The 24,158-nt window shown below is 62.7% G+C and carries 27 protein-coding genes; 16 read left to right on the top strand and 11 right to left on the bottom strand.

Annotated features, from left to right (window positions below; translation table 11 throughout):
• Window positions 1-113 precede the first annotated feature (113 nt).
• Together AC0NIL_RS24385 and ygfZ are read right to left on the bottom strand one after the other, a co-directional pair.
• Window positions 114-749 (bottom strand): HD domain-containing protein, encoded by a 636-nt coding sequence (locus AC0NIL_RS24385; RefSeq protein ID WP_013532569.1) that lies wholly within the window; start codon window positions 747-749, stop codon window positions 114-116.
• Window positions 749-1,609 (bottom strand): CAF17-like 4Fe-4S cluster assembly/insertion protein YgfZ, encoded by an 861-nt coding sequence (ygfZ, locus tag AC0NIL_RS24380; protein WP_473574122.1) that lies wholly within the window; start codon window positions 1,607-1,609, stop codon window positions 749-751. The genes AC0NIL_RS24385 and ygfZ overlap by 1 nt, the downstream gene beginning before the upstream one ends.
• Window positions 1,610-1,684: 75 nt before the next feature.
• On the opposite strand from ygfZ, the gene AC0NIL_RS24375 reads away from it, so the two are divergent.
• Window positions 1,685-3,016 (top strand): dihydroorotase, encoded by a 1,332-nt coding sequence (locus tag AC0NIL_RS24375; protein WP_063167701.1) that lies wholly within the window; start codon window positions 1,685-1,687, stop codon window positions 3,014-3,016.
• Window positions 3,017-3,049: 33 nt separating this feature from the next.
• Here AC0NIL_RS24375 and AC0NIL_RS24370 read toward each other — a convergent pair whose 3' ends face one another.
• The 4 genes from AC0NIL_RS24370 to AC0NIL_RS24355 all read right to left on the bottom strand — a co-directional run bounded on the left by AC0NIL_RS24370 (window position 3,050) and on the right by AC0NIL_RS24355 (window position 5,515).
• Entirely contained in the window at window positions 3,050-3,823 is a 774-nt protein-coding gene (locus AC0NIL_RS24370; RefSeq protein WP_473574123.1) for a hypothetical protein, read from the bottom strand.
• 82 nt (window positions 3,824-3,905) lie between these two features.
• A complete protein-coding gene (locus AC0NIL_RS24365) occupies window positions 3,906-4,163 on the bottom strand; it encodes a hypothetical protein (RefSeq protein ID WP_008874920.1) in 258 nt (85 codons plus the stop codon).
• A gap of 458 nt (window positions 4,164-4,621) precedes the next feature.
• On the bottom strand, window positions 4,622-4,999 hold the full coding sequence (locus AC0NIL_RS24360) for a TIGR02301 family protein (protein ID WP_275953604.1): 378 nt from the start codon (window positions 4,997-4,999) through the stop codon (window positions 4,622-4,624).
• An 81-nt stretch (window positions 5,000-5,080) separates the two neighbouring features.
• On the bottom strand, window positions 5,081-5,515 hold the full coding sequence (locus AC0NIL_RS24355) for an NUDIX hydrolase (RefSeq protein ID WP_024503054.1): 435 nt from the start codon (window positions 5,513-5,515) through the stop codon (window positions 5,081-5,083).
• Window positions 5,516-5,643: 128 nt separating this feature from the next.
• Here AC0NIL_RS24355 and AC0NIL_RS24350 point away from each other — a divergent pair, with 128 nt between their 5' ends.
• A complete protein-coding gene (locus AC0NIL_RS24350) occupies window positions 5,644-6,405 on the top strand; it encodes an SOS response-associated peptidase (protein ID WP_013532563.1) in 762 nt (253 codons plus the stop codon).
• A 61-nt stretch (window positions 6,406-6,466) separates the two neighbouring features.
• On the opposite strand, the gene AC0NIL_RS24345 is transcribed toward AC0NIL_RS24350, so the two are convergent.
• A complete protein-coding gene (locus AC0NIL_RS24345) occupies window positions 6,467-6,622 on the bottom strand; it encodes a hypothetical protein (RefSeq protein ID WP_013532562.1) in 156 nt (51 codons plus the stop codon).
• A 390-nt stretch (window positions 6,623-7,012) separates the two neighbouring features.
• On the opposite strand from AC0NIL_RS24345, the gene cysS reads away from it, so the two are divergent.
• The 8 genes from cysS (at window position 7,013) to AC0NIL_RS24305 (ending at window position 14,081) form a co-directional block, all read left to right on the top strand.
• Complete coding sequence (cysS, locus tag AC0NIL_RS24340; RefSeq protein ID WP_275953603.1) at window positions 7,013-8,449, top strand: cysteine--tRNA ligase; 1,437 nt, start codon at window positions 7,013-7,015, stop codon at window positions 8,447-8,449.
• Window positions 8,446-8,832 (top strand): VOC family protein, encoded by a 387-nt coding sequence (locus AC0NIL_RS24335; RefSeq protein ID WP_013532560.1) that lies wholly within the window; start codon window positions 8,446-8,448, stop codon window positions 8,830-8,832. Before cysS ends, AC0NIL_RS24335 begins: the two co-directional genes overlap by 4 nt.
• A 6-nt stretch (window positions 8,833-8,838) precedes the next feature.
• Window positions 8,839-9,330 (top strand): GFA family protein, encoded by a 492-nt coding sequence (locus tag AC0NIL_RS24330; RefSeq protein ID WP_013532559.1) that lies wholly within the window; start codon window positions 8,839-8,841, stop codon window positions 9,328-9,330.
• Window positions 9,327-9,803 carry a GFA family protein gene (locus AC0NIL_RS24325; RefSeq protein WP_013532558.1) on the top strand — a complete coding sequence of 159 codons (477 nt, stop codon included), beginning with the start codon at window positions 9,327-9,329 and terminating at the stop codon, window positions 9,801-9,803. The genes AC0NIL_RS24330 and AC0NIL_RS24325 overlap by 4 nt, the downstream gene beginning before the upstream one ends.
• Window positions 9,800-10,756 (top strand): prolyl aminopeptidase, encoded by a 957-nt coding sequence (pip, locus tag AC0NIL_RS24320; protein WP_275953602.1) that lies wholly within the window; start codon window positions 9,800-9,802, stop codon window positions 10,754-10,756. The genes AC0NIL_RS24325 and pip overlap by 4 nt, the downstream gene beginning before the upstream one ends.
• On the top strand, window positions 10,753-12,375 hold the full coding sequence (gene cimA / locus AC0NIL_RS24315; protein WP_275953601.1) for a citramalate synthase: 1,623 nt from the start codon (window positions 10,753-10,755) through the stop codon (window positions 12,373-12,375). Before pip ends, cimA begins: the two co-directional genes overlap by 4 nt.
• An 83-nt stretch (window positions 12,376-12,458) precedes the next feature.
• Window positions 12,459-13,385: an EamA family transporter RarD gene (rarD, locus tag AC0NIL_RS24310; protein WP_013532555.1), complete on the top strand. Its 927-nt coding sequence runs from the start codon at window positions 12,459-12,461 to the stop codon at window positions 13,383-13,385.
• Window positions 13,386-13,394: 9 nt separating this feature from the next.
• Entirely contained in the window at window positions 13,395-14,081 is a 687-nt protein-coding gene (locus AC0NIL_RS24305; RefSeq protein WP_275953599.1) for a glutathione S-transferase family protein, read from the top strand.
• Window positions 14,082-14,097: 16 nt separating this feature from the next.
• Here AC0NIL_RS24305 and AC0NIL_RS24300 read toward each other — a convergent pair whose 3' ends face one another.
• Window positions 14,098-15,096 carry a transporter gene (locus AC0NIL_RS24300; protein ID WP_064993161.1) on the bottom strand — a complete coding sequence of 333 codons (999 nt, stop codon included), beginning with the start codon at window positions 15,094-15,096 and terminating at the stop codon, window positions 14,098-14,100.
• Window positions 15,097-15,270: 174 nt separating this feature from the next.
• Complete coding sequence (locus tag AC0NIL_RS24295) at window positions 15,271-15,561, bottom strand: muconolactone Delta-isomerase family protein (RefSeq protein ID WP_013532552.1); 291 nt, start codon at window positions 15,559-15,561, stop codon at window positions 15,271-15,273.
• 110 nt (window positions 15,562-15,671) lie between these two features.
• Here AC0NIL_RS24295 and AC0NIL_RS24290 point away from each other — a divergent pair, with 110 nt between their 5' ends.
• Window positions 15,672-16,580, top strand: coding sequence for a LysR substrate-binding domain-containing protein (locus tag AC0NIL_RS24290; protein ID WP_275953598.1), 909 nt, complete (start codon window positions 15,672-15,674; stop codon window positions 16,578-16,580).
• Window positions 16,581-16,782: 202 nt separating this feature from the next.
• Here AC0NIL_RS24290 and AC0NIL_RS24285 read toward each other — a convergent pair whose 3' ends face one another.
• Window positions 16,783-17,394 carry an LOG family protein gene (locus tag AC0NIL_RS24285; protein ID WP_013532550.1) on the bottom strand — a complete coding sequence of 204 codons (612 nt, stop codon included), beginning with the start codon at window positions 17,392-17,394 and terminating at the stop codon, window positions 16,783-16,785.
• A gap of 125 nt (window positions 17,395-17,519) precedes the next feature.
• Here AC0NIL_RS24285 and AC0NIL_RS24280 point away from each other — a divergent pair, with 125 nt between their 5' ends.
• From AC0NIL_RS24280 to AC0NIL_RS24265, 4 genes are all read left to right on the top strand, one after another.
• Window positions 17,520-18,977, top strand: a complete 1,458-nt coding sequence (locus AC0NIL_RS24280; RefSeq protein ID WP_473573779.1) for a LysM peptidoglycan-binding domain-containing protein — start codon at window positions 17,520-17,522, stop codon at window positions 18,975-18,977.
• A gap of 272 nt (window positions 18,978-19,249) precedes the next feature.
• Window positions 19,250-19,582, top strand: a complete 333-nt coding sequence (locus AC0NIL_RS24275) for an ArsR/SmtB family transcription factor (RefSeq protein ID WP_013532548.1) — start codon at window positions 19,250-19,252, stop codon at window positions 19,580-19,582.
• A gap of 21 nt (window positions 19,583-19,603) precedes the next feature.
• Window positions 19,604-21,484 carry an ABCB family ABC transporter ATP-binding protein/permease gene (locus AC0NIL_RS24270; RefSeq protein ID WP_013532547.1) on the top strand — a complete coding sequence of 627 codons (1,881 nt, stop codon included), beginning with the start codon at window positions 19,604-19,606 and terminating at the stop codon, window positions 21,482-21,484.
• Between the two features lie 108 nt (window positions 21,485-21,592).
• Complete coding sequence (locus AC0NIL_RS24265; RefSeq protein ID WP_013532546.1) at window positions 21,593-21,940, top strand: antibiotic biosynthesis monooxygenase; 348 nt, start codon at window positions 21,593-21,595, stop codon at window positions 21,938-21,940.
• Between the two features lie 8 nt (window positions 21,941-21,948).
• Here the strand turns inward: AC0NIL_RS24265 and AC0NIL_RS24260 are convergent, their stop codons facing one another.
• Complete coding sequence (locus tag AC0NIL_RS24260; RefSeq protein WP_013532545.1) at window positions 21,949-22,812, bottom strand: SMP-30/gluconolactonase/LRE family protein; 864 nt, start codon at window positions 22,810-22,812, stop codon at window positions 21,949-21,951.
• 325 nt (window positions 22,813-23,137) lie between these two features.
• Here AC0NIL_RS24260 and AC0NIL_RS24255 point away from each other — a divergent pair, with 325 nt between their 5' ends.
• Window positions 23,138-24,070, top strand: a complete 933-nt coding sequence (locus AC0NIL_RS24255; protein WP_473573778.1) for a DMP19 family protein — start codon at window positions 23,138-23,140, stop codon at window positions 24,068-24,070.
• Window positions 24,071-24,158 lie beyond the last annotated feature (88 nt).

The following is a 24,158-nucleotide window of genomic DNA, read 5'->3' as shown; positions in this document are numbered from 1 at the left end:
ATTTAGCGTTTTAATGCATGTCGCCCAAAAGTGACCTCGGTTTTGGGGGAATGACATGCATAAAGACAAAGACCTAAAGCGCGTCGCGTGAATCCGTTTCAGCGCGACGCGCTTTAGCCGATTGCGGTCGCCGAAACCTGATGCCGCGACGTCTCGATCGCCGAAAACCGTTTCAGAAACGCGTTCTGCGCCCAGGTCACCGAACGTGGCGTGAAATCGAAGCGGTCGGCATTGAAGCCGCGCGGACGGCCGAAGAACTCGGTCGCCTCGGCGGTCGAAAAGCCGGCGAGCAGCGTTGCCTCGAAATAGGCGGCGATCTGGTCGGCGCGCTTGATCTCCTTGCGCAGCGCAGCACTTGGTTCCGGAGGCAGCGAGAAGCGCAGATGGATGGCGCGCTGCAGCCGTAACTCACAATCCTTGTAGCTGCCGCCCATCACCGATTTGAACGGCGAGATCATGTCGCCGATGACATATTCGGGGGCGTCGTGCAGCAGGGCCGCCAGCCGGGCGTCGGCCGAAGCCTCGGGCACCAGGTCGCAGAACAGCGCTTCGACCAGCAGCGAGTGCTGGGCGACCGAAAACGCATGCTCGCCGCTGGTCTGGCCGTTCCAGCGGGCAACGCGGGCGAGCCCGTGCGCAATGTCCGAAATCTCGATGTCGAGCGGCGAGGGGTCGAGCAAATCGAGCCGGCGGCCCGACAGCATGCGCTGCCAGGCGCGTGCCGGCGCGCCGACGCGGTCGGCCGCCATCAGGCCTCCTCCGCGCTGACGGCTTCCTGCGGGAAGGCGAATTTTGCCCAACCGGGAATGGCCAGCGTTAACGGAACGTCCCCGGCCATGATCGGCTGGCCGGCATCGAGCGCCGCCTTGACCCGGTCGATGCGCGCAATGGCCAGACCGGTCGTGTCTACGGTCGAGCCGAGCGTGCCAACCGGCCTGCCTGCGGCGGTCAGTTCGGTGCCGGGCGCGGGCAGGGGCCTGTCGGCCGATGCAATCAGCACGCGCCGCCTGGCCGTGCCGCGATGCTGCATGCGCGAGACGACCTCCTGGCCGACATAGCAGCCCTTCTTGAAGCCGATGCCGCCGGTTTCGTCCAGCAGCACATCGTGGGGGAAGGCGTCTCCGAGTTGGTAGTCGCTGCCGCTTTCGGCAATGCCGCCGACAATGCGGAAGGCTTGCCACGCGGCAAGATCGCCGGGCTCATCCGTTTCGCCATAGGAACGCGTGACGGCACCCTTCGGAAAGCGTGTGTCGGCGGCCGCCGTTGAATCAGATTGTGAGGGTGTTGATTCATGTCCCCACGCGACGGTGACAAACGCCTGATCGGATTTGGCAATCTCGACCTTGGCGCGCAGTTTGTAGAGCGTCAGCCGGCGTACGAAATCGTCCGATATGTCGGCACGGCATTCGAGCCGGAATGCATTCTCGCCGGTGCGGGAGATCAGGAAATCGAACAGGATCTTGCCTTGCGGCGTCAGCAGCGCACCGGGTTTGGCTTCGCCGGGAGCCAGGATGTCGAGATCGGTGGTCAGGATGTTCTGCAAAAAATGCTCGGCATCCGGACCTGATACGGAAATGAGGGCGCGGTCTTTGAGCTGGGCACAGGGCATGGGCGGAAAAGCAACCTGATCTTGCAAAATGGTCGGCCTTTACGTAAGCCGCTGGCACTCCCCCCGCAAGAGAGCATGGCCATGATCTACGACCTCATCCTGACAGGCGGCACAGTGGTCAACCATGACGGCGAAGGGGCTCGCGACATCGGCGTGAAGGACGGGCGCATCGCTGCCATCGGCGATCTCCGCCAGGCCTCGGCCGGCGAGACGATCGACTGCCGCGGCCTGCATATCCTGCCGGGTGTCGTCGACAGCCAGGTGCATTTTCGCGAGCCGGGACTGGAGCACAAGGAAGATTTGGAAACGGGTTCGCGCGCTGCCGTGCTTGGCGGCGTCACCGCCGTGTTCGAGATGCCCAACACCAATCCGCTGACCACCAGCGAGGCAGCGCTTGCCGACAAGGTCCGGCGCGGCACGGGGCGCATGCATTGCGATTTCGCCTTCTGGGTCGGCGGCACCCGCGAGAATGCCGGGGATGTCGGCGAGCTTGAGCGGCTGCCGGGTGCGGCCGGGATCAAGGTTTTCATGGGCTCGTCCACTGGCGACCTGCTGGTCGAGGATGACGAGGGCGTGGCGTCGATCCTGAGAAACACGCGCCGGCGCGCCGCCTTTCATTCGGAAGACGAATTCCGGCTGCGCGAGCGCCTTGGCGAACGCATCGAAGGCGACCCGGCATCGCACCCTGTCTGGCGCGACGAGATCGCCGCCTTGCGCTGTACCGAACGGCTGGTACGCATTGCGCGAAACGCCCGTGCCCGCATCCATGTTCTACACATCTCGACCGCCGAGGAGATTGTGTTCCTCGAACAACACAAGGATGTCGCGACCTGCGAGGCGACGCCACATCATTTGACGCTGAGCGCCGACGACTATCTCAGGCTTGGCACGCTGATCCAGATGAACCCGCCGGTGCGTGCCGCGCGCCATCGCGATGGCGTCTGGCATGGCATTGCGCAAGGCATCGTCGATGTGCTCGGCTCCGACCACGCGCCGCACACGCTGGCCGAGAAGGCAAAGCCCTATCCGGCCTCACCGTCGGGGATGACCGGCGTGCAGACGCTGGTGCCGATCATGCTCGACCACGTCAATGCCGGCCGGCTGACCTTGCAGCGCTTTGTCGACCTGTCTAGCCACGGCCCGCAGCGGATCTTCGGCATGGCGAGAAAGGGCCGCATCGCTGCCGGCTACGAGGCCGACTTCACCATCGTCGATATGAAGCGGCGCCAGACCATCACCAATGCGCAGGCCGGCTCGAAAGCCGGCTGGACGCCTTATGACGGGAGAGAAGTGGTCGGCTGGCCGGTCGGCACCGTCATTCGCGGCCGCCGCGTGATGTGGGAAGGCGAGATCGCCACGCCAAGCCAGGGTAGGGCGGTGGAGTTTTCTGAGGCATTGCCCCGCTAGGCTCCCTACCCCCGTGGGTGGGAAGAGCCGCTCTCAATCCCCGGCGACGAAGAACGACCATTGTCCGCTAGGGGTGATACCGACGCGATAGAAAATATAGGCGCCGAACTGCTTCATGTCGTCGAAATCGCCAGCGGTGACGATCTTGAACAGTTCGACCCGCTGCTTGGCGTCCAGCTTGTCCAGCGGTAGGGCGAAGAAATACGGCCACACGTAGAGCTCTTGTGGCGTGCCGGCATCGAGGTGGACGTAGCCGGCATCAAGCACCTCCTCCAGGATGGCCAGGATTTCCTGGCCGTCCGGGTCGCCCGAGAGGCCCTTGAGGAAAGCGACGGCATCGCCATCAATGTCGGTTAGGGACAATTGCGTTGTGTTGTCGCCCGTGCCGATCAACGGCCGCAACTTTTCGATATCGCCGCCCTTGCAGGCTTCGACGATCAAATCATGCATGCGCCGCACTGGTTCCGGCAGCTTGCCGAGATCGTAGATGACCTCGGGCACCGGCGTGTCCGGATCGACGCGTGGCCTGGTCACGCCGCCATCCGCCGGACTGTCCGGCTCGGCTTCGGCAGGAGCAGTCGGCTGGCTAGACGGCGGCGGCATCCCGACCGGGTTGGGCATTGGCACGGTGCTTCCGGGGGGCGACATGTCGTCGGCCGGCGGCGTGACCGTCGGGGGGAGCTCTTCGCGCTTGATTTCGCTCAGCGCATAGGCGGGGCTGCTCGCGAGACACACAACCAGGGGAATCGCGGCACAGCAAGCGGCGAAAGAGATGCGAAGGACCAAGCCACGCGGCTTGCCTGACATCGAAAAACTCACTGCCCGTTTCTCCCTGCTTACGGGCATGACGCCCGAGCGGCATATTGCCGTCAAAGAACCGGACGTCGGTTCAGTGCCGCAGCCGTTCAGGTTCGAAGGCGCCAGCAATCACCTTTTCACGCATACGGTCGAGCAGGGCAAGGGCCGAGGTCTCGCCATTGGCACGCAACATCTCGCCGAAGGCTGTTTCGAGCGCTGCTTCGGCAATGATCTCGGGCTCTATCCCGGCGGAGAGACCTTCCGCCCAGGCCTCGCTGTGGCTTTCCACGGCGGTCAAGCGTTTTTCTTCCCTGACCAGCGCGTCGATGTCGTTGACACCATGTTCCATAAGCGAATGTCCACCCTTTCAAGCTGCGATCCATTGATGTGGATCAGGCCTGATCTGTTCATTTCACACGCAGGGACAATTAAGTATTTGTAAATACGACATTTTTTTGATCGTCTTTTACAAAGCCCGATTGCCTTGTGCGAAGCTGCGTTCAGTTCGAGTCAAACTTAGCCGATTGGGGCGGCCTGCGGGGCGAAAACCTTCAGTTTGAGTTAATTCCGCTTTCGCGCGGTAAGGTTTCGTTAATACTGTTGCAGAAGTGCAACATGAGGATTGCACCAAGATATCGCTTGGCACAAGCCGATATATCGGCTGTACCCAGCAATGGTTCGGATAGTTGTCGATGAGCGAGTGCCTAAAGCGCGCCGCGTTTGAACGGATTCAGGCGAGGCGCTTTAGGTTTTCGTTTTTATGCGTGTCGTTCTCCCAAAACCGCAGCCACTTTTGGGCGACATGCATTAGTTGCCGTAACGCGAGGCGATATCGCGAGACAGCGTCTCGCCTTCCTTCATGTAGCGGCTGATGGCTTCGGTCGCCGAGGGCGTGCACCTCGTATAGATGCCGCCGAAGGAGCGGTAGCCGCGATTGAAGCTGGCAATGAAGCGGGCGCGCCGCTCGGCGTCCGGATTTTCCGAATCGAGCAGTTTTGTCATCTCGACACGCCACTGGTCGCCCTTCTCGCCGCACAGATTGCGCAGGAAATGCAGCGAGCCCAGAACCTCCGCCAGCCGCATCAACCCGGGCTCGAACGGCGACTCGGCGCTGAGCGCGGGCCGTATCGAAACGGTCGCGCCGACCGCAAGACACAGGGCGAGGAGCATGGATGGACGATTCATAAGCCTTCTCTACCAGCTGTGTGGCTCTGCTAAACAGCATAAGTCTTTGTGGCGAAACAATTTGTCGCCCGCAAGTTGATTTCAGGACAGCAGTCCGGCGTTTCCGCCGGGGGCCAACAAGTCTTCGGCGACTGCGAATACCGAGCCTGCCAGCGGCAGCGCCGCCATCTCGCTGAGCGTATAGAAGGCCGCCGTCTCCGCATCGTCGCTGGCCACGGCCTCGCCGCCGGCATAGGCGGCGCCGAAGACTGTGAGGAGATAATCGACCGGGTGGCTGTCATCCCGGCCGTCGATGTGGATTTCCCGCAGCGGGCGATAATTTGTGGCACGCAAACCGGTTTCTTCCTGAAGTTCGCGCTCTGCCGCTGCCTCCAGCGTCTCACCAGGTTCGACCTTGCCGCCCGGAAAGGCATAGAGCCCTTGCGACGGTTGCCGGGCTCGCTTGACCAGAAGCACGGTGTCTGCCCGCACGACGGCGACCGAGACTGCCGGAAGTATTTTGCGCGCTTCGTTCATGGATTCCCAATCAGACTGAAGGCCGGTCAGTTGTGGACCGGCCAGCGTGGACAAGTTTTAGCGGTTGCGCAACGCCGGTTCCATCGCCACTTTCAGAAACCGAACCTTTCGAAGGGCACCAATCGACCATGTGCGGACGTTTCGCCTTGACCGCGACGCCGGATCAGACCGCTGCCTTTCTGGACGTGGCGGGGCTTGAGGATTTCCCGGCGCGCTACAACATCGCCCCGACGCAGCCGATCCTGATGGCGGTCGCCGGCCCTCCGCAGGCGCCGGGCTCCAATCTGCCGGACCGGCAGCCAATGCTGGTGCGCTGGGGGCTGATCCCGACCTGGGTGAAGGATACACGCGAGTTTCCGCTGCTGTTCAACGCGCGCTCCGAAGGGGCTGCCGAAAAGGCGTCGTTCAAGGCCGCCATGCGCCATCGCCGCGCTTTGGTGCCGGCGTCCGGCTTTTATGAATGGCGGCAAACCGGTGGCAAGAAGGGGCAGCCTTACTGGATACGCCCCAGGCATGGCGGGTTGGTTGCCTTCGCCGGGCTGATCGAGACCTATGCCGAGCCGGGCGGTTCGGAAATGGACACCGGCGCCATCCTGACCATCAACGCCAATGCCGACATCGCGCATATCCACGACCGCATGCCGGTGGTGATCGATCCCAGGGATTTCGCACGTTGGCTGGATTGCCGCACGCTCGAACCGCGCGATGTCGCCGATCTGTTGCGACCGGCACAGCTCGATTTCTTCGAGGCAATTCCGGTCTCCGACCTCGTCAACAAGGTCGCCAACACCGGACCGGAGATTCAGGAGCGGGGCGAGATCGGGCCGGAGCCCGAGAAGGTCAAGCGCCAGAAGTCCGGCGCGGACGACAGTCAGATGACGTTGTTCTAGCAGAGGGCGCGCGCGTCGGCGCCTTCATTTCTGGCGCCATTGGCGCCGGCCGCCCATCCCTTCAGGCAGCGCGGGGCGAAACGATCTTCTGCGCCGGCTTTTTCTTCTTGGCGGTATGGAGAAGGGCGGCGACGATCGCGGCCGGGCCGATTGCGCGATAGTGGTTGGCCAGCGCCGGCTGCTTGGCGCGGTTGGCTTCCTGCTTGGTTCGGGGCATGTCTCTCTTCCCTGGTAACATTTTCGTGTCTGCGTTTGATGGCCGATTCTGACCAAATCGTGACGCCTGCTGATCTAGCCGGCGAATGTTTCATGACTGTGCCGACATGTTTAATAAAATGTTTCAGTGCATCATTACCTGTGACCCAGCGACGGTTTTGCCGAAACTTGCGACTTGACGGCAACACAAGCCAAGGCGATAAAGCCGCCCATGAAAACGTCTTTCGCCATTTGTGGCATTTGCATTATTGGCTAGCCTCGCGCTGGTCCGGACGTTTTCGCCTCATCTCTCCCCAGATTGGACAAACGCCCCGGCCAGCAGGCTGGAGCCTGATTTGCGTTCGCGCAGGGCTGGCTTCGTCGAATTGAGTTCTGAACCGGGAAGGCACGAATGTCCGACGCATCGCAGGGCCTGCGCCTCTACAACACGCTGACGCGGACGAAAGAGGATTTCGTCCCGATCGATCCGCTGAACGTGCGCATGTATGTCTGCGGCCCGACCGTCTACGACTTTGCTCATATCGGCAATGCCAGGCCGGTGATCGTCTTCGACGTGCTGTTCCGCTTGCTGCGCCATCTCTATGGGCAGACGCACGTCACCTATGTGCGCAACATCACCGACGTAGACGACAAGATCAATGCGCGCGCTTTGCGCGATTTCGGCGGCGAGATCGCTTCCGGCACGCTGTCGTTGAATGAGGCGATCAGGCGGGTCACCGAAAAGACCGCCGACCAGTTCCACAGCGACGTGGCGGTTCTCGGCTGCCTAGAGCCGACGGTCGAGCCGCGCGCCACCGAATTCGTCGAGCCCCGTGCCGACGGCAAGGTCGACATGATCACCTTGATTCAAAGCCTGATCGAACGCGGCCATGCCTATATTGCTGCGGGCGAAGTCCTGTTCGACACGGCGTCGATGCCCGACTACGGCCAGCTGTCGAAGCGCAATCTCGACGAGCAGCAGGCCGGTGCTCGCGTCGCCGTCGACGCGCATAAGAAAAATCCCGGCGATTTTGTCCTCTGGAAGTTGTCGTCACCGGAGGAGCCGGGCTGGAATTCGCCATGGGGCAGGGGTCGGCCGGGCTGGCACATCGAGTGCTCGGCGATGTCGGCCGCCTATCTCGGCGAGGTCTTCGACATCCATGGCGGCGGCCTCGACCTGATCTTCCCGCACCATGAAAACGAGATCGCCCAGTCGCGTTGCGCCCATGGCACCGAAATGATGGCCAACATCTGGATGCACAACGGCTTCCTGCAGGTCGAAGGGCAGAAAATGTCGAAGAGCCTCGGCAACTTCTACTCGATCAACGAACTCCTGGAGACCGAGACCTTCGGCGGCCGCAAATGGCCGGGCGAGGTGCTGCGGCTGGCGATGCTGATGACGCATTATCGCGAGCCGATCGACTTTTCCGTGCGCAAGCTGGAAGAGGCCGAGAACACCCTGCGAAAATGGAAGCGGGGAGCCGACCTCGCGCCGACGGCGGCGGGACAGGTGCCCGTGGAGATCATCGACGCCTTGTCGGACGATCTCGCCACCTATGCCGCCTTCCAGGTCCTGACCCAGTTGGCCGGCGAGGCAGTGGACGGCAACGATGCCGCTGCATCGCTGAAGGCGTCGCTGCTGTTCCTCGGCTTCGACGTCGCGTCGGCGAAGGTTGATGAAGGCCACGTCGGCAAGGCCATCGCCAAGCGTCTCGCGTTCATCGCCGCCAAGAACTGGGCCGAAGCCGACCGCATCCGCGACGACCTGCTGGCCCAAGGGATACAGTTGAAGGACGGCAAGGATCCGGTCACAGGCGAACGCATCACCACCTGGGAGGTAAAAAGATGATCGATCATCTCGGCATCAACGTTGCCGATTTCGACGCTTCGAAGGCTTTCTATGACAAGGCGATGGCGCCGCTTGGTGCCGCGCTGTTGTATATGGTGCCGCTGGAGTACACCGGCGGTAAAAAGGTCGGTGGCTACGGTCGCGATCGGCCGGTATTCTGGCTGCAGGAAGGCAAGGATGGTCAGAAGGCCCATCAGCACGTCGCCTTCACCGCGCGCAGCCGCGCCGAGGTCGAAGCCTTCTATGCTGCGGCGCTTGCCGCCGGCGGCAAGGACAATGGCGGGCCGGGCCTGCGCCCGCACTATCACCCGGACTACTATGGCGCCTTCGTCCTCGATCCCGACGGCAACAACGTCGAGGCCGTCTGCCATGCGCCGGAGTGATCAGCGATGAGCCTCGACAACCGACCGATCTACACCGGCGGCTGCCAGTGCGGCGCGGTGCGCTTTCGCGTTGAAGGCGCTTTGGGCGACGCTTCGGTCTGCCATTGCCGCATGTGCCAGAAGGCGTTCGGCGCGTTCTACGCGCCGCTGGTTTCGGTGCGTGGCGCCAGGCTCGACTGGACGCGCGGCGAGCCGAAATACTTCCGTTCGTCCAACCATGTCGATCGCGGTTTTTGCGCCGATTGCGGCACGCCGCTGACCTTCACCGCGCCGGACGGGGTTGGCCTCGCCATCGGTGCGTTCGACAATCCAGCGGAGATCGTGCCGCTGATTCAATGGGGGATCGAGGCAAAGCTGCCCTATGTCGACTCGATCCCGCAACTGCCGGGCGAGGACACCATGGCCGACATGTCGTCGGCCTCCTATCTGGCCGATCTCGTTTCCTACCAGCACCCCGACCACGACACCGAACAATGGCCGCCAAAGGAAAGATCATGACCGATCAGGTAAGAACCGGCGGCTGCCAGTGTGGCGCCGTGCGCTTCCGCGTTCATGGAGCGCTCGGCCGTCCGTCCATCTGCCATTGCCGCATGTGCCAGAAGCAGTTCGGCTCGTTCTTCGGCGCGCTGGTCACGGTGCCCAGAGATGGCGTCGAATGGACCCATGAAGAGCCGAGTTACTTCCAGTCGTCGGTCAACATCGATCGTGGTTTCTGCGCCCGCTGCGGCACGCCGCTGACATATCGGCAGCCCGGCGGGCTGGAAATCGCGATCGGTGCCTTCGACGACCGTTCGGACCTGGCACCGCAGATCCAGGTCAACTATGCCGCGCGGTTGCCCTGGGTGGAGACGATCTTCGATCAGCCCGTCCACCAGGATCCTGATTATTACAACAGGCAGGAATCCATCATCTCCTTCCAGCACCCAGACCATGAAACGCCGGACTGGCCGACCAAAGGTTTACAACTATGAGCAGTCAATTGCGTACGCTTTATCCCGAGATCGGGGCGTTCGATTCCGGCATGCTCGATGTCGGCGACGGCCACCAGGTCTACTGGGAGCGTTCCGGCACCAAAGGCGCCAAGCCGGCGGTGTTCCTGCATGGCGGGCCGGGCGGCACCATTTCGCCAAAACACCGGCGGCTGTTCGACCCGAAGCTCTACGATGTCATCCTGTTCGACCAGCGTGGCTGCGGAAAATCGACGCCCAACGCCTCGCTCGAAGCCAATACGACATGGCACCTGGTCGCCGACATCGAACGGCTGCGCGAAATGGCCGGCTTCGACAAATGGCTGGTGTTCGGCGGCTCCTGGGGGTCGACGCTTGCGCTCGCCTACGCCGAGACCCATCCAGAACGCGTCAGCGAACTGGTGGTGCGCGGCATCTACACGCTGACGCGTGCGGAACTGGAATGGTACTATCAGTTCGGCGTCTCGGAAATGTTCCCGGACAAATGGGAGCGCTTCCTGGCGCCGATCCCGGAGGCCGAGCGCAGCGACATGATGGCCGCCTATCGCAAGCGGCTGGTCGGCACGGATCGAAAGGCGCAGATCGAGGCGGCCCGCGCCTGGAGCCTGTGGGAAGGCGAAACGATCACGCTGTTGCCCGAGCCGGAGACAAGCGGTCCGTTTGGGCAGGACGACTATGCCGCCGCGTTCGCCCGCATCGAGAACCACTATTTCGTCCATGCCGGCTGGCTGGAAGAGGGACAATTGCTGCGCGACGCGCACAGGCTGAGCGACATCCCCGGCACCATCGTCCATGGCCGCTACGACATGCCATGCCCGGCGCGCTATGCCTGGGCGCTGCACAAGGCCTGGCCAAAGGCGGATTTCCATCTGATCGAGGGCGCCGGTCATGCTTATTCGGAGCCGGGTATCCTCGACCGGCTGATCCGCGCGACGGACAAGTTTGCAGGCAAATGACCATGACCCGCGAGCGCCTCTATCTCTTCGACACCACATTGCGCGATGGCCAGCAGACGCCGGGCATCGACTTTTCCGTCGAGGACAAGATCGCCATCGCAAAACTGCTTGACGCTTTTGGCCTCGACTATGTCGAAGGCGGCTATCCCGGCGCCAACCCGACCGACACCGCCTTCTTCCAGGAGAAGCGCACGGAGCGCGCCAAATTCGTCGCCTTCGGCATGACCAAGCGGGCAGGGGTGTCGGCGTCCAACGATCCCGGCCTAGCGTCTCTTGTGCAATCGAAATCGGATGCCATCTGCTTCGTCGCCAAGAGCTGGGACTACCACGTCCGTGTCGCGCTCGGCTGCACCAATGAGGAGAACCTCGACGCCATCAAGGCCTCCGTCGAGGCGGCGATCGCCGCCGGCAAGGAGGCATTGGTCGACTGCGAGCATTTCTTCGATGGCTTCAAGGCCAATCCCGACTATGCGCTGGCCTGCGCCAGGACCGCCTATGATGCCGGGGCGCGTTGGGTGGTGCTATGCGACACCAATGGCGGCACGCAGCCATCGGAAGTCCGCGCCATCGTCGAGAAGGTTATTTTATCAGGCATTTCAGGCGATCATCTCGGCATCCATGCCCATGACGACACCGGCCAGGCCGTGGCGAATTCCCTCGCCGCTGTCGAGGCTGGCGTGCGCCAGGTCCAGGGCACGCTCAACGGCATCGGGGAGCGCTGCGGCAACGCCAATTTGATCTCGATCGTGCCGACGCTGGCGCTAAAGCCGGCCTTCGCCGATCGTTTCGAAACTGGCATTTCGGCTGAGGCGTTGACAGGCATTTCCAGGTTGTCGCGCGCATTTGACGAACTCCTGAACCGAGCGCCAGAGGCGCAAGCGCCCTATGTCGGCGCTTCCGCCTTCGCCACCAAGGCGGGTATCCACGCATCCGCACTGGCCAAGGAGCCGGCGACCTATGAGCACGTCCCCCCCGAAACCGTCGGCAACCGCCGCCGTGTCATGGTCTCGGACCAGGGCGGCAAGGCCAATTTCCTCGCCGAGCTGAGGCGACGCGGCATCGAGGTGCCGAAGGACGATCACCGGCTCGACGCGCTGATATCCGTGGTCAAGGAGCGCGAGGCCGAGGGCTATGCCTATGAAGGCGCCGATGCCAGCTTCGAACTCCTCGCCCGCAAGATGCTGCACGGCCTGCCGGAATTCTTCAACGTCACCTCGTTCCGCTGCATGGTCGAGCGCCGCTTCGACGCCAACGGCCAGTTGAAGACGGTCTCCGAAGCGATCGTCAAGGTGGTGGTCGATGGCGAGGAGAAGATGTCGGTGGCCGAAGGGCATGGCCCGGTCAACGCGCTCGACATCGCGCTGCGCAAGGACCTCGGCAAATTCCAGGGCGAGATCGCCGACATGGAGCTGGCCGACTTCAAGGTGCGTATCCTCAATGGCGGTACCGAGGCGATCACCCGCGTTCTGATCGAATCGCATGACGGCACCGGCGCACGCTGGTGGACGGTGGGAGTTTCCGAGAACATCATCGACGCCTCGTTCCAGGCGCTGATGGATTCCATCGTCTACAAGCTGATGAAGAACCGCGAGATGGCCGGACTGGTGGCCGCCGAATAGGGTTGAACCATCAGCGAAAGTCCATTGATCCATCAGAACTTTGCGATGGTCTTGCCAAGGTGACTGGGCCATAGCGTTGGTCCATGGCCACTGAAGCAATTACCCTGGATGCAGAGTCCAAGGCCCGGCGCGGCTTTCTGCTGGCGCTCGGCGCCTATCTGCTATGGGGATTGCTGCCCTTCTACATGAAGGCGGTCGCTCATCTGCCGCTCGCGGAAGTCATTGCCCATCGCATCGTCTGGTCGGTGCCGATCGCCGCCGCCGTTCTGATCTGGGCCGGCCGCACGGCGGATTTCAAGGCGGCGCTGCGTTCGCCACGCACCATCGCCATGGCCGCGCTGACGGCGGCGCTGATCTCGGTCAACTGGGGCATCTATGTCTGGGCGATCGCGGTCGACCGCACCGTCGAAACCGCGCTCGGCTACTACATCAATCCCCTGGTCAGCGTCGTTGTCGGCGCGCTGCTGCTCGGCGAGCGGCTCGACCGGCTGCAGATCGCGGCGGTGGTGCTGGCGGCCGTCGCCGTCGCCGTGCTGACCATCGAAGGCGGCAAGCTGCCCTGGGTGTCGTTGGCACTGGCGTTTTCCTTCGCCGCCTACGGCTTCTTCCGCAAGACGCTGCCGATCGGCCCGAGCCAGGGATTTTTGCTCGAAGTCCTTCTGCTGTCGGTGCCGGCACTTGGCTACATCGTCTATCTCATCGCGACCGGACAGGACCACATCGTGTCCAGCAGTGGCACGGATACGGCGTTGCTGATCGGCTGCGGTCCAGTCACATCGGTGCCGTTGTTGCTGTTCGCCTTCGGCGCCAAGCTGCTGCGGCTGTCAACCATCGGCATCATGCAATATATCGCGCCGACCATGGTGTTCCTGATCGCCGTTCTGATCTTCGACGAGCCTTTCGGCACCATCCAGGCCATCGCCTTTGCGCTGATCTGGGCGGCTTTGGCAGTCTATTCCTGGTCGATGTTGACGACAGCGCGACGCGCCGCGCCGCAGCCCGCACGGTAAGGGGGTTCGATGTACCTGCTGCATATCGCCAACAAAAATTATTCCTCATGGTCGCTGCGGCCCTGGGTGCTGATGCGCGCGCTGGATATCCCATTTGAGGAGCGGCTGACGCCATTCCCGACCGGATCGAGCTGGGATCTGTACCGTTCCTTCTCGCCGAGCGGCCGCGTGCCGTGCCTGGTCGACGACGGCTGGGCGGTCTGGGATTCGCTGGCCATCGTCGAATATCTGGCCGAACGCCACCATGGCGTGTGGCCCGTCGAAGCCAAGGCGCGCGCCTGGGCGCGCTCGGCCGCCGCCGAGATGCATTCGAGCTTCACCGCATTGCGCAGCGCCTGTCCGATGAGTTGCGGCGTGCGGGTAGAGCCGTTTCCGATGTCCGATGCGCTGAAGCAGGACCTCTTTCGCCTCGACGACCTCTGGAATGATGGTCTTGCTCGTTTCGGCGGGCCATTTCTGGCGGGCGCTCATTTCACCGCAGTAGATGCTTTCTTTGCCCCGGTGGCGTTCCGCGCACAGTCTTATGGGCTCTCCTTCGAGGGTGCGGCTGCAGCGTATCCGGCGCAGTTGCTTGCTCTGCCGGCGATGCGCGAATGGCATGCGGCTGGGCTTGCCGAGGCCTGGCGCGAGCCCGATCACGAAGCGGAAGTGGCCGCCGCCGGCACCATCATCGAGGATCTTCGCGCCACTGCGTGAAAGCTGCCGGCGGGTGCTACATCTGTCCGAGCCGCCTGACAAAGAGATAGGTCGCGCCCGCGATCACCATCGACACAGCAGTCACCACCCAAAAGCCCATTGGCGTGTCGACCAGCGGCAGGCCCCCAACGTTCATGCCGAACAGGCCTGAGATGATGGTCATCGGCAACAGCACCGCCGTCATCACCGACAGGACGTACAGCAGCCGGTTCGACTGCGTCGTCAGCTTTGCCATAAGCTCGTCCTGCAATAGCCGGGCGCGCGCCTGCAATTGCTCGCCGTCATAGTGCAGCGTCTGCGCCCGGTGTGAAAGGCGCGCGGCCATGTCGTTGATGCTGTCTGGCAGGTCGTTGCGGTGCGAATGATCAAGGTGACGGAACAGATTGGTCAGCGTCGCCATCTGCCTGTGGATCACCACCAGATGCCGGCGCGCGTCGACCAGGGATTGCCGTTCATTGTGCCATGCGTCGCAGACGATACGGTCTTCGATGCCGTCGAGACTGTCGCCGAGTGCCGCAAGTTCCGCCACCATGCCATCGAACGACTGGCCGACGACAGCCTCGATCAACTCGGCTGGCGAGCGGAACTTGCGCGATCCATTCTCGATCGCCTTGCGGATGTTGTCGACCGACTGCAGCGGTTGCTTGCGGGCGCCGACCAGCATCGTGTCATTGAGCGCGAAGCGGAAATGGCCAAGCCCGCCCGCTTCCGCCGAATAGTCATGGCGCAGGTCCGGCAGATCGCCATAGAGCCAGTCGTCCTCGAGGTCGATGTGGCAGCCATGGCTGGCGGACAGGAAAGCTTCACGCGCCGGTGCCGGCAAAGCCCGATCGGCGCCGATTTCGTGACGGGCCCGCATGTCGGAAAGCTGGTAGCTGCGCCATGTCCAGTGCGCGGCGGCGGCGTCCCTGGTTCGCACGCCCTCAGCGGTGAAGTGATAGATGAAGAACAGTCCGTGCTCGTCGGGCAGGTAGGGCGACAGATCGGTGCCTTCCGGGGCGAGAGTGATGTCCATGGGCGGTGCCAGATGCATGTTCCGAAGATGGCGCCGCACGGCGGCTGCCTGATACTGATTCCTAGCACGCGCGAAGCCGGTTTCGTGTGACGGTTTCTTGACAGCCGATCACAGTCTGTCGATCCCCCGTGTCAATCCGGGGGTGACGCCTTCGTCACCCCCGGATGTGCCCTGTCAGTGCTTCGGGCCGAAGCCGGGGTAGGGCTTGAGGGGCACGATTGCGGCAATGTCCATCATGCCGGCCTTGACCAACGGCAAGGTGGCGAGGTGGCCGCGAACCTCAGCATCATCAGCAGCCTCGAGCATCATGCCGCTGCCCGGGATGTCGCCTCGGTTCCACACCTGACGTACCGCCCCTTCGGCGTAGAGCGTGCGCCGCTGTTCGGCTTCGCCGGGCAGAAGTGGAGCGAAATCGGCATCGGTAAATTTTTCGGTGTTGCGAGCGAGAAGGGCAAAGAACTGCATGGCGGTCTCCTTTGGTTGGGATGGCCGATTATCGCTTTTGGCTGGTCAGACAGTCCAAGACTGATTAGGCCAAAGTTGAGACCCAAAGGGACTTGAGCCTTGGAGGAGAAATGTTCGACCTGCGCCAGCTCCGCTATTTCGTCACGGTCGCCGAAACCGGAAATGTCGGGCGCGCAGCCGAAATGCTGCATATTTCCCAATCGCCACTCAGCCGGCAGATCATCCAGCTCGAGGAGCAGTTGGGTGTTTCCCTCTTTGAGAGGTCGAAGCAGCGGGTCCATCTCAACGCCGAGGGCCGCGCCTTCCTCACCGAGGCCCGCGCGCTGCTGTCCAATGCGCGACGTGTGGAGGAGTTCGGCCGCAACCTGGCCAGCGGTGCCGTCGGCCGGCTCGCCATCGGTTATGTCGAAGGGGCCGTTCATGCCGGGCTTGTCGCCGGGATGCTGCGCCAGTTCCGTCGCGACCGGCCGGATTTCCACCTGCAGCTGAGAAGCCTGCGTTCGGCGGCGCAGTTGGAAGGGCTACGGCAGCGGTCGCTGGATCTGGGCTTTGTCTACTCGCCGCCACCCGATGATGATCCGGATGTCGCCGCCATGGCGCTGCGGCATGAGCCGCTGGTGCTGGCGATCCCCGAAGATGACCCACTCGTTGAAGTGCCAGAGATCGGGCCTCACCATCTTGACGGTCGCACCTGGATCACCGTCGTGCGCCAGCCGGACGACACCAATCGCGGCCAGTTCCTTGCCGCCTGCGCCAAAGCCGGCTTCTTGCCCGACATCGCCTATGAGACGGCGGACCCGCTGACCTCGCTCGGCCTTGTCAGCGCGGGTCTCGGCCTGGCGACGGTGCAAGCCAGCCTGCGTGCCGCTGCGCCGCCGCGGATCGTGTTTCGCGACCTGCCGTGGTTCGACCGCACGGTTTCACTCCATCTCGCCTGGCGGCGTCATGACCGGCGCGCGGTGATTGCCGATTTGCGGCAGGCTGCGGCGGAAGAGGGGAATAGGGGAGTAGGGGAGTAGGGCAGTAGGGGAGTAGGGCAGTAGGGCAGTAGGGCAGTAGGGCAGTAGGGCAGTAGGGCAGTAGGGCAGTAGGGCAGTAGGGCAGTAGGGCAGTAGGGCAGTAGGGCAGTAGGGCAGTAGGGCAGTAGGGCAGTAGGGCAGAGACCTCCAGGCAATTCACTTGTTGTCACATATTGCCCTACTGCCCTACTGCCTTATTCCCCTACATCTTATCGATCACCGACTGCACGCCCTCGGTCGGGGCGTCGACGGACGATCCGGCTACCATGATGGCGGCGACGATCGCTTCGGGGTCGTCGACGACCAGCGGCTTGACCCGCTGCGCGGTGTGGATGAAGCCTTCGGCGGCCATGTGATCGAGCAGCGCCAGCATCGGATCCCAAAATCCTTTGACATTGGCGAAGACGATCGGCTTGCGATGATGGCCAAGTTGTCCCCAGGTCATGATCTCGACGATCTCCTCGACCGTGCCGATGCCGCCCGGCAGTGCCACAAAGGCGTCGGATTTCTCGAACATCTTGTGCTTGCGCTCGTGCATGTTGTCGGTGATCAAGAGTTCATCGAGCCGGTCAAGCGCTGTTTCGCTCGCCTCCTTGTTGATCAGGAAGCGCGGAATGATGCCCGTCACCTTGCCGCCGGCCTTGAGCGCGCCTTCGGCGACAGCGCCCATGATGCCTTTGGTGCCGCCGCCATAGACCAGCCGCAATCCCGCTTTGGCAATTGAGCGCCCGAGCAGGTGTCCGGCCTTGATATAGATTTCATCGCGGCCCGGAGACGAGCCGCAATAGACGCAGACGGATCGAATCGTGTTCATGTCGATGATTGGTGATTGGGTCTGAAAGCGCGGTCAAGCCCCAAGGGTTAACGGCCTGGGCTTTTTCTTGTCGGTATTGCTAAAACAGGCTAGACCGGCGTTAGGTGGCTAAGGGGTAGGGAAATATGGCAATTAATCCACTGAAGGCGTTCCTGTTCGCGGCGGGTGGGACCGTTGCGGCCGCGGGAACCGCCTATGTAGCGGGCGCACTCGACCCGTATCTCAATCCCACGCCGCCGGCGCAAGTGGCGGCGCAGACGCCGCCCGCAGCGGCAAAATCGGCCGATCCCGGCACCGAAGCGCGGCTGCCCGCCGCTGAAGTCCCGGCGGCTCCCGCCGCAGTGCCCCAGGCAACGGCACCCGCCGCACCGGCCGCGGACGCGGCGGCGCCTGCTGCGACCGGTCCGGTCGCACCGTCCTTCGATGTCGTGCGCGTCGAAAGCAATGGCTCGATTGTCGTCGCCGGCAATGCGGCACCCAACGCCAAGGTCGAAATCCTCAATGGCTCGACGGTGCTTGGCTCGACGGTCGCTGGTCCCGATGGCGCCTTCGTTATCATTCTCGATGATCCGCTGAAGCCCGGCGATTATACGATCGCGCTGCGCGCGACCGCCGGTGACGTCGTAACGCCCTCGGTGCAGACCGCCGTCGTGTCGGTTCCCAAGGATGCGGCCGGCCAGGTGCTGGCCATGGTCGAGGAGCCGGGCAAGCCGGCCGAATTGCTGACCGTTCCCGCACCCGAGACAAAGCTGGCTGCTCCGGCCGCCGCGCCGGCTGCTCCCACAGCCGAAGCCCCCGCAACCGCTCCGGCGCCAGCCGCCCCAGCGCCAGCCGTGGTCGACGCGGCACCGGCTCCTGCAGCGCCGGCGACGCCGCCCGCTGCAGGCGTGACCGAGCCCAAGATCGTCGTCGAGGCGGTCGAGATCGACGGCAGCAAGATCTTTGTCGCCGGCCTCGCCGATGCCGGCCGCAAGGTGCGCGCCTATGCCAACGACATCCTGCTCGGTGACGCGCAAACTTCGACGGACGGTCATTTCCTGGTCGAGGCGACGCGCGACGTTCCGGTCGGCAGCTACACAATCCATGTCGACGGCCTCGATGCCGACGGTGTGACAGTTGTGGCCCGCGCGGCCGTACCGTTCGAGCGTGAGCCCGGCGAAGCGATCGCCGCCGTGGCACCCTCGGCGCCGAAGCCCGTTCAGCCCAAGCCGGCCGCACCTACCGCCGCCGAGGCACCGGCCGCGGCCACGACGCCTGCTCCCGCCACCGAGGCTCCGGCCGTTATGGCGGAGGCGACGCCGCCAAGCGATGTGCCCGAGACGGTGGCGCCCAAGCTTGAACATGCCGACGGCGCCGTCATCATCCGCCGCAACGACACGCTGTGGCGGATCTCGCGGCGCGTCTATGGCCACGGCGTACGCTTCTCGACCATCTACCTCGCCAACCAGGACCAGATCAGTGATCCCGACCGCATCTGGCCGGGCCAGGTGTTCAAGGTCCCGGAAAAGTCGAAGGAAGGCGAAGCCGCCGACCTCAAGGCCATGGGCGAGCAGGCAACGACAGCGCCCGCCAAGACGGAGTAGGGTTTGAGCGCCGACGGTTGAGCGCAATCTCCCCCTTGTGGGAGATGCCCGGCAGGGCAGAGGAGGGCGCTGTCTCGCCAGCCTGTCGGCCAAATCCGGTCGAGCTACCTTACGGCTGCTCGTAATGCTTTGATCGTGGAAAGTCGCGATCCTTCGCGCCCCTCTCTGTCCTGCCGGACATCTCTCCCACGAGGGGGAGATTGGCGGTTCCGGCGCTCTGCCCATAGGGTTAGCTTGCCCCGTGCCCGTTCATCGTCTATCGCCGATGAACGATGGCAGAATCCCTGATGGAAACAAACGCATCATGCGGCGGTCCGGACAGCCGTGCGGTCGCCGCCCGACTTGCAGCGCTTTCCCATCCGGCGCGGATCGAAATCCTGAAACACCTATCGACGAGCAGTTCCTGCTGCTGCCGCGAGGTCGTCGACCGCTTAGATCTGGCGCAGTCCACCGTGTCACAACATCTGAAAATACTGGTCGAAGCCGGGCTGGTTCGCTTCGAGCCCGATCGCCAGCGCTCGCGCTATGCGATCGACCATGCCGCGCTCGCCGATGTCTCCGCATCGGTGGCCGCTCTCGTCAATTCCTGCTGCTCCGGCCGCTGAAATAAGAAGAAGGCACAAGAAATGGCCGAAAAAACCGTCTCCGACTCCTCGACTTTCAAGACGCTGCTCAATTTGTGGCCTTACATGTGGCCGGCGGATCGCGCCGATCTGAGAGCCCGGGTCACATGGGCGACGCTGTTGCTGGTCGTCGCCAAGCTGACGCTGGTCGCCGGTCCCTATTTCTTCAAATGGGCGACCGACGCGCTGGCCGGCGACGCCAAATCGGCGCCGCCGCTGCCGAGCTTCCTGCTGGCGCCCGTCATGCTGGTCGTCGCCTACAATGTCGTGCGCCTGGTGCAGCTTGGCTTCAATCAGTTGCGCGACGCGCTGTTTGCCCGCGTCGGCCAATATGCCGTGCGCCAGCTCGCCTTCCGTACTTTCGTTCACATGCACCAACTGTCGCTGCGCTTCCATCTCGAGCGCCGCACCGGCGGCCTGTCGCGCATCATCGAGCGCGGCACCAAGGGCATCGAGACGATCGTGCGCTTCATCATGCTCAACACGGCGCCGACCATCCTCGAATTCGCGCTGACCACGGGCATCTTCGCCTACACCTATGGCTGGAAATATGTGGTCGTCGTCGCGGTCACCGTCTGGGTCTATGTCTGGTTCACGGTCCGCGCCAGCGACTGGCGCATCTCGATCCGCCGCGACATGAACGACAGCGATACCGACGCCAACACCAAGGCAATCGACTCGCTGCTCAACTACGAGACGGTGAAATATTTCAACAATGAGGGCATGGAAGCCGAGCGCTTCGACCGCTCCATGGCACGCTACGAGGTCGCCGCGACGCGCATCTGGACCTCGCTTGGCTGGTTGAATTTCGGGCAGGGCATCATCTTCGGCCTGGGCACCGTCATCGTCATGTGCATGTCGGCGCTCGAAGTGCAGGCCGGCACGCAGACGGTCGGTGACTTCGTCTTCATCAACGCCATGCTGATGCAGCTGTCGGTGCCGCTCAATTTCATCGGCTTCATCTACCGCGAAATCCGCCAGGGGCTCACCGATATCGAGCAGATGTTCGATCTGCTGGATGTGCCGCAGGAGATCGTCGACAAGCCGGATGCCAGGCCAATCGCGGTCAGCGCCGGCAAGGTCGAGTTCCGCGACGTGCACTTCTCCTATGACCCGAACCGGAAGATCCTGAAGGGCATCAGCTTCGAGGTGCCGGCCGGCAAGACCGTCGCCATTGTCGGGCCTTCGGGTGCCGGCAAGTCGACCATCTCGCGGCTTCTGTTCCGCTTCTACGACGTGCAGGGCGGCCAGGTGCTGATCGATGGCCAGGATATCAGGGACGTGACGCAGGAGAGCCTGCGCGGGGCGATCGGCATGGTGCCGCAGGACACCGTGCTGTTCAACGACACCATCGCCTACAACATCCGCTATGGCCGCATCGGTGCCAGCGAGGAGGATATGCGCAAGGCGGCCGAACTCGCTCAGATCGGCCCGTTCATCGAGCGATTGCCTGACGGCTACAAGTCGATGGTCGGCGAACGCGGGCTAAAACTTTCGGGCGGCGAGAAGCAGCGCGTGGCAATCGCCCGCACCATTTTGAAGGCGCCGCCGATCCTGATGCTCGACGAAGCGACCTCGGCGCTCGACAGCCACACCGAACAGGAGATCCAGGCCGCGCTCGATCTGGTCAGCCGTGGCCGCACCACCATCGTCATCGCTCACCGCCTGTCGACGGTGATCACGGCCGATGAGATCATCGTGCTGCAGGACGGCCAGATCGCCGAGCGCGGCACCCATGCCGAGCTGATGCGCAAGCATGGCCTCTACGCCTCGATGTGGGACCGCCAGCGCGAGGCGACCGAGGCCGAAGAGCGGCTGCGCTTGGCTCGCGAAGGCGACGAACTTGGTGTCATCGTCCGCCGGCGCACGTCGGAGGTGAATTGAAGGTTCGGCGTGTGATCTGATTTTTGCACTTGATCTCAACTTAAGTTGAGATTGTAGGCCGTTCCTGGAGCCCAAAAAACACCATGATCCAGGAACGGAGCAATCGAAATGAGCAAGATAAATCAGACTGTTAACGGCGGCAGCGTGTTCAGGGTGGACAAATTCGTCGTCCCGGCCGGCGCCCGCGAGGAGATACTCGCCAAGGTCAGGACAACGCATGAATTGCTGCGCCTGCAGCATGGCTTCGTGCAGGATTTCCTGCTCGAGCAATTCTCCGGGCCGGGCGAATTCAACCTCGTCACCATCGTCGAATGGGAAAGCCAGGCGGCCGTCGACAATGTCGTGCCGATCGTCAAGGCCGCGCACGAGCGCATCGCCTTCAACCCGCAGGAGACGATCGCCCGGCTCGGCGTTCGCGCCGACATCGCCAACTATCAGAGGGTTCCCGGGCTGTAGCAAGGCTGTTACGGCCAGCCGATGCCAGGTGCCGGCGCTTCGACGCTGAACACCTGGCCGGTGCGGGCGTCGCTGACCATATGCTCGAAGCCGCGCCATTCGGCGGCGAGAATGAACAGCGTTTTCCTGTCGGTGCCGCCCAGCATGCAGGCAAAGCAGCCGCGATCGACGGTCACTGTCTGCAGCACCTCGCCGCCTTCACGCACCCGCACGCAACGCTTGTTGGGAACATCCGCATACCAGGCCGCCCCTTCGGCATCGAGGCAGATGCCGTCGGGATAGCCGTCGAGGTCGGCCCAGACCCTTCGGTTGGCAAGGCTGCCGTCGGCGGCAATGTCGAAGGCGGTCAGCCGATTGGCATGGGATTCCGCGACAATCAGCGTCTTGTTGTCCGGGCTCACTGCCATGCCGTTGGCAAAGGCGATATTTTCCGCCACCTGCCGGACCGCGCCGTCCGGCGTGATCAACACGATGGTGCCGGGGCTGAAATGCTCGCCAGAAGCCGGCGCCGGTCCGCCGCCATTGACATAGGTGTTGCCGCGCCCGTCGACGACGATCTCGTTCCAAGGGCTTTTCGACAGGTCACGCAAATCGGCGCGAGTGACGAGGCTCCCGTCGGCCTCCTGTCGTAGCAGCAGCCCTTCGCGGCCGGAGATGACGAGCAGGCGGCCATCCGGCAGCCAGTCAATGGAGTAGGGCAGGACAGCCGGTACGGTGAGCATGACCTCGCGGTTGCCGTCGGCATCGACGGCGATAATCTCGCCGGTGCCCCAGTTGCAAAGCCACAGCCGTCCGTCATGCCAGCGCGGCGACTCGCCGAAAGCGAGACCGGCAGTGACGAGATGCGCTTGGGGGGCAGGTGGTTTCTGCATGTAGGGGACTCCTTGTTGAGTGCGTCAGCATCGCCAAATGGTCCATGATGGCGCTGTCTCACCAAGGACGGGCGAGGCAGCGGTCTGCCGACAGGCACAGAACCGATAATTTTGGTTTGGCTGCTCTTTGCTGAGTTCGCGACGAAGCCTCGAGGTCAGTTTTTGGAGTGTTCTTCAAACTATCGGTTGAAGTGTTCTTCAAAATATTGGTAAGACGCAGTGAAAATGAATTTCAAGCGCCTTTTTATCCACTTTTCCAAGTGATATTCTGCTGACAGACTCTGATCTACCGGTATTGCTTTCCTCCGGGTAAGAAGGCTTTGGAATGTTCGGAATTTTTTCGCGAAAGAAAAGGCTGCAGCAGTCGACAACGATTTCGGCGCACCAGCCGGAGCAACCGACGGCCAGTCCGCGCGTGACTTCAATTGTTGTCCCGTTTTCAGCAGTCGAGCGCGCCGCTAAGGAAAACTACGTTGCTGACCTCGTGACTGCAGTCATGGATTTCGTGACCGCAATGTTTGATCAGGGCCTCTACAAAGATCACGAAATACCGCCGTCAGCGAGGCAGTTTTTTCACGCTTACCTATACGGGATGGAAGTGGCTAATGGCGGCCATAGCCAATTTATTCACAATTACCGTGATCACCTCGATAAAGTCACCTCGGATGTGCATTTGGCTTTGGCTGGAATGCGAGCAGAAAACCATTTAGCTATTTTGAAACAGATGGTTGCTTGGGTCCGGGAACATCCCAAGGAAGCGGAGGAACAGACTGGATTCGAAGGTGGCCGCGCTGATTTCCTTGATGGACTCGACGATCTTTTTTACAAGGAGGAAGACAGCGTCCCGATGCTTGCCCGCGCAGTGGGTTGGATAGCCTCCTGGCCTGAACTGGAGATTGTCGACGATGCCGAATGCCAGGAGGCCACTCTTGACATTGTGATGGCCAACTCCAGGCGCGAACCTCGATTGCGCCATCGTTCGGTGTTCCATCTGAAAGCAGTGATGACGAGCCGACTTGAAGTGGGCATCGGGCTCGCCTGTGCAGCTTTGCCGCAGCCCGAGGTTAAGCTCGGGCTCGGCAAAGGACGGATGTTGGACATAGATGGCGAGAAGCAGATGACATTTCCGGTCGTAACCAACGCCGGCAGGGTGCGTTTGTGCGTAGTCACGCCAACGCATGCGGCTGCATACCAGTACCTGGCTGCTGATGGTACAGAACTGCAACTCGACCTCGGACCGGTCGATAGCGTTGATTAGTTACTTGGCGAAGGTGCTCCACGTGTCGGTCTGAAGCTGTCGCATGTCGGCGCTGATTCAATAGCGACAGTCATCGAACTGGCTGATG

Source organism: Mesorhizobium sp. WSM1343 (genome assembly GCF_055901535.1).
Note: the sequence above shows the minus strand (reverse complement) of the source record. Positions and strands in the feature narration are given on the sequence as shown.